This is a genomic window from Synechococcus sp. H60.1 (assembly GCF_047462335.1).
Lineage (GTDB): Bacteria > Cyanobacteriota > Cyanobacteriia > Thermostichales > Thermostichaceae > Thermostichus.
In genome coordinates this window covers 1-3,384 of record NZ_JANSJA010000278.1, presented here as the reverse complement: position 1 = coordinate 3,384, position 3,384 = coordinate 1, and the positions used below count along the sequence as shown (strand labels likewise).

Below are 3,384 nucleotides of genomic sequence, written 5' to 3'. Positions count from 1 at the left end.
GGCTGGGATCGAACTTGTCAGCGGAGATGCGCGCTTTTATGGCAGCTAGAGCGTCCATCGCAATCCTCGAAGCTGAAAGGTCAGGAGCCGGAAGGCTGCTGATCCCAGGACTAAAGGCAGAGTTGGTAGGCAACCATACATTCTGGGTTCAAACGGTCCGCCCCTTCTAGGTTATTTCCTTTTTAGCTGCTCTGAGGCAACCGGTGCGCTGAGCCTTGGCAAGCAGCCCCGCCGGCCAAACGGGATCCCTGGCCCAAAGGCAGGTATGATAAGGAGATAACCAAGGCTCTGGCCCGCAACATTGGATTTTGCGGGGTCACAGACCGGCAATGGCGAGCGGCGTGGTTGATGGGGAGAGATAACCTGTGAATTTCGGTCGCGTGCTGACGGCAATGGTGACCCCCTTTACGCCTGAGGGGGAGCTTAACTACGAAGAAGCCGCTCGTTTGGCTGATTACTTGGTAACCCACGGCAGCGATGGCTTGGTGGTCTGCGGCACCACTGGCGAGTCTCCCACCCTAACCTGGCAAGAGGAGTACGAACTGTTCCGCGTGGTGCGAGATGCGGTGGCCGGTCGGGCTAAAGTTATCGCCGGCACGGGATCCAACTCCACCCGCGAGGCCATCGAAGCCACCAAAAAAGCTGCCCAATTGGGTTTGGATGGCTCTTTACAAGTGGTGCCCTACTACAACAAGCCCACCCAGGCTGGCCTCTATCAGCACTTTAAGGCGATTGCCCAAGCCAGCGACCTGCCCATCATGCTCTACAATATTCCCGGTCGGACGGGGGTGAGCCTGCAGCCGGAAACGGTGGCGAAACTAGCGGAGTTGGAAACGATTGTCGCCATCAAGGAAGCTAGTGGTACAATGGATGTAGTTTCGGAAATTCGGCGGCTTACTCCCCCACATTTCGGCATCTATTCAGGAGATGACTCTCTGACACTGCCGATCTTATCCTTGGGAGGCAGCGGTGTGGTCAGTGTAGCCAGCCACTTGGTTGGGCCGCAACTGCAGGAGTTGATCCAAAGCTACAGCAGCGGACAACACGGCCAAGCTTTGACCTATCATTTGCGTCTGTTTCCACTGTTTAAGGCTTTGTTCATCGAGACCAACCCTGTTCCCATCAAAGCAGCGCTAGAGATGCAGGGTTGGCGAGTGGGGCAGGTGCGCCCTCCGCTGGTGCCTCTCCAGGCCAGTTCTCTACAGGTTTTACGGCAAGTGCTGCAAGAAGTAGGCCTCCTGGCTGAAGCGCAGGGATCCGAACGAAGGACGGCGAAGGCTTCATGATCCCATCTTTATGACATTTTCTTAGGTTTTGCCTTTACCATGACGAGAGTTTTTCAAGGGTTGGGGGGTCTTCTGTGGCGTTTGAGCTGTGACTAGGGCCGTTTTTCTTCTAAAGTTTTTGCTTTTTCCCCACCGGGAAAGAGATAAATTGCGACCGCGGAATCCGGCTTTTACCTATGACCTTGCGGGTAAGTTTGCTGGGATTTGTCTACACCAGTTTTTGTCTGTTTGACTGTCACTGTTGAGGATCTAAAGCTAATATGCCAACACCACGGACTTCCATTACTTCCCGTCCTGCGGCCTCGGCAGCCAAGCCCACTGCCTCGCTGCAGATGATCCCGCTAGGAGGCGAGCGGGAGATCGGCAAAAACACCTGGGCCTTCCGCTACGAGGATGACATCATCCTGCTGGATGCCGGTTTGGCTTTCCCCGATGAGAGCATGCACGGCATCAACATCGTGCTGCCGGACATGACCTACATCAAGCAAAACCGCGATAAAGTGCGGGGGATGGTGGTTACCCACGGCCACGAAGATCACATCGGCGGGATCCCGTATCACCTACGAGAATTCGACATTCCGGTCATCTATGGCCCGCGTTTGGCGCTGGCGTTGCTGGAGGACAAGCTCCGCGATGTGGGGCTGTTGAACCGCACGGAATTGCGCCCGGTTGGGCCGCGGGATATCGTGCCCCTGAGCAAGTACTTCTTTGCTGAGTTTATCCGCAACACCCACTCTTTTCCCGATAGCTTCACGGTGGCTCTGCACACGCCGGTGGGTGTTGTCATCCAGACGGGCGACTTCAAGATTGACCACACGCCGGTGGATGGGGAGCGCTTCGACCTACAGCGACTGGCCGAACATGGGGAAAAGGGGGTGCTGTGTCTGATTAGCGACTCCACCAACGCCGAGGTGCCTGGGTTTACTCCTTCCGAAGCCTCGGTGGTGCCAGGCCTTACCAAGGCGATTGCGGGAGCCAAGGGACGGGTGATCATCACTACCTTCGCTTCTTCGGTACACCGCCTCAATTTGGTGTTGCAGATTGCCGAGCAGCAGGGCCGGGTGGTGTCTCTGTTGGGCCGCTCCATGCTGAACGTGGTGGCTCACGCGCGGCGCTTAGGCTACATCCGCTGCAAGGACGAGACGCTGCAGCCGATGCATGTCATCAACAGCTTGCCGGACGACCAGGTAATCATCCTCACCACGGGATCCCAAGGCGAACCGCTGGCTGCTCTGACCCGCATCGCCAACGGCGAGCACCCGCAGTTGCAGATCAAGCCAGGAGACACAGTGATCTGGTCGGCCAACCCCATTCCCGGCAACACGCTGGCAGTAACGCGGGTGATCGACAAGCTGATGGAGCTGGGAGCCGATGTCATCTACGGCAAAGACAAGGGGCTGCACGTCTCCGGCCACGGCTGCCAGGAAGACCAGAAGCTGATGATTGCCCTCACCCGTCCTAAGTTCTTTGTTCCCACTCATGGGGAATACCGCATGCTGGTCAAGCACGCTGAAACGGCAATGAGCATGGGGATCCCGCGGGAAAACATCGTGATCATCGGCAACGGCGATGTAGTGGAGGTGAACCAGGAGCGCATTGCTGTCGTCGGCAAGGTGCCCACGGGGGTACAGATGATTGCCGCTTCCCACGATGGGGTGGTCATGGACGAGATGCTGCAGGAGCGCCAGCAGATGGCCAAAGATGGCATGGTGACGGTAGTCATCAGCTTGGATGGCAGGGGCCAGTTGCTCTGCACGCCGCAGGTGCAAAGTTTGGGCCTGGCGGGTGAGGGCAATTCCTTTAAAGGATCCGACCTAAAACCCCTGCTGGAGGACACTCTCAAGCAAGCTTGGCCGCGCTTTGCCCGCTCGCTGGAGCGGGGCAGGCTGGAGATCGACTGGGCCGGCCTCAAGGCAGAGGTGGAGCGGGTGGTGCGCCGCTTTGTCCGCGAACAACTGCCCGGCAAGCCGACGGTACTGGTTTTTGTCCAGTCGCCTGAAGAGGAGTCTGTGCCGGTCACCTCTCTGCCAGTTGGCGAAGTGCGGCAGGAGCAGGTAACCTTGGGGCGGCGGCGGCGCTCCTCGGCGGCGGTGGCGGC

At 58.1% G+C, this 3,384-nt stretch carries 2 protein-coding genes; both read left to right on the top strand.

Annotated elements, in window-relative coordinates; genetic code table 11:
* Positions 1 to 365 precede the first annotated feature (365 nt).
* A complete protein-coding gene (gene dapA, locus NW852_RS12665) occupies positions 366 to 1,286 on the top strand; it encodes a 4-hydroxy-tetrahydrodipicolinate synthase (RefSeq protein ID WP_414366061.1) in 921 nt (306 codons plus the stop codon).
* Positions 1,287 to 1,546: 260 nt separating this feature from the next.
* Positions 1,547 to 3,384, top strand: a 1,838-nt coding sequence (locus NW852_RS12660) for a ribonuclease J (RefSeq protein WP_414426799.1), incomplete at its 3' end; no start/stop codon positions are given.